Here is a 1,172-nt window from a genome sequence, read left to right as displayed (position 1 = left end):
GATAACAATTTTTAAAATTCGCTCGGGCCATAAAAAAACCTCCAGCCATTTCGCATGACTGGAGGTTAAAGCTGTTCAGGCCCTGTCAACTGAGCCCATCAATTCTCCCGCATTCTACTGAGGGGAAGAGTTTGAGATTGCCCAGAAAATGTAAGGCCACCCAAACAGAAACAACAGAAAACGCCCGATCGCTTTTAGCCAGGCAAAGACAACAATCTGAAAAGGCGCGCCTAACGGCTTTTCAACGCGAGCAGTCCAGCATCCAGCAATCAATCCAATAATCAGATAAAGCACCAAAGCGATCCAGAGCAGCCAATACAACCAATCCATAGTAAACCTCCAGTCATTTCCACGACTAGAGGCTAAGCCCGTTTAAGCCTGGTCAACTGCCAGGATCTCATCAAGGGTCTTGGTCAGATCCCAATGCACGCTCTGTGATGGATCAGGGATAGGATCGAGCTGCTGCAGCTGGGCTGACCGCTCAAGCATTGCAGACTCAAAGTCCTCTGCAGCATTCAACATAAATTCCACCTCCGCCTTGGTTTTAAAGGTGATTAAATCACCGGCTTGGGTTTCATAGGTCACGCCCTCAGGCTTCACAGCTCCACGTTCAAACCCTCGCAAGAGCGCGTTCAAACGTCTCAGGCTTTTATCATCACAGCGAAACTGAATACCGTTGATTTTCGAACCTTTCTCAATTCGCAATTCAGCTTGTAATGCCACACGCCTTCGATCAATCAATGGTTCCTGTGGCAAGGTCTCAGAGACACGGCCACCATAAAATTCCTGAAGAAGATAGCTTCCATACGGCTCGCAAAACTCATCGCGCACTTCAAAAACACGATTAACTTCTTCTCCATCCTCAACAACGAGAACTGAAAACGAAAAGCAACCATCATCAATACTGACAGATTGGACGGCCTTTACGTTTTTTGGTTTTTGGATCGAGTGCGTCATCCGAAAATCACTCCATCGTTTGTCAAGGTGTTGAGAGCCTGCGAATAAGACAAACTGCTCCCCTCTACATCATGCGCGTTTATCTGACTTCCATTGAGAACCGCATAATCAAACTGCGTGCAGTATCGCGAATGTGCTCTCCGCGCATTAATCAAACTGCCATCCGCTGCATAGATCCCTTTTTGTGTCACCGCATCTGCATTCCTTGCCACATC

3 protein-coding genes are annotated in these 1,172 nt (G+C 47.4%); all 3 read right to left on the bottom strand.

The window, feature by feature from the left end; translation table 11 throughout:
- Positions 1-114 precede the first annotated feature (114 nt).
- Positions 115-330 (bottom strand): hypothetical protein, encoded by a 216-nt coding sequence (locus PPL9_RS08095; RefSeq protein ID WP_057462228.1) that lies wholly within the window; start codon positions 328-330, stop codon positions 115-117.
- 42 nt (positions 331-372) lie between these two features.
- Positions 373-957, bottom strand: a complete 585-nt coding sequence (locus PPL9_RS08090) for a hypothetical protein (protein ID WP_057462227.1) — start codon at positions 955-957, stop codon at positions 373-375.
- A partial coding sequence (locus tag PPL9_RS33140; protein ID WP_208989239.1) for a hypothetical protein occupies positions 954-1,172 on the bottom strand: 219 nt, incomplete at its 5' end. The genes PPL9_RS08090 and PPL9_RS33140, both read right to left, overlap by 4 nt.

The sequence above is a fragment of the Pseudovibrio sp. POLY-S9 genome (assembly GCF_001431305.1).
Taxonomy (GTDB): domain Bacteria; phylum Pseudomonadota; class Alphaproteobacteria; order Rhizobiales; family Stappiaceae; genus Pseudovibrio.
This window is presented reverse-complemented; position numbering and strand designations above follow the sequence as displayed.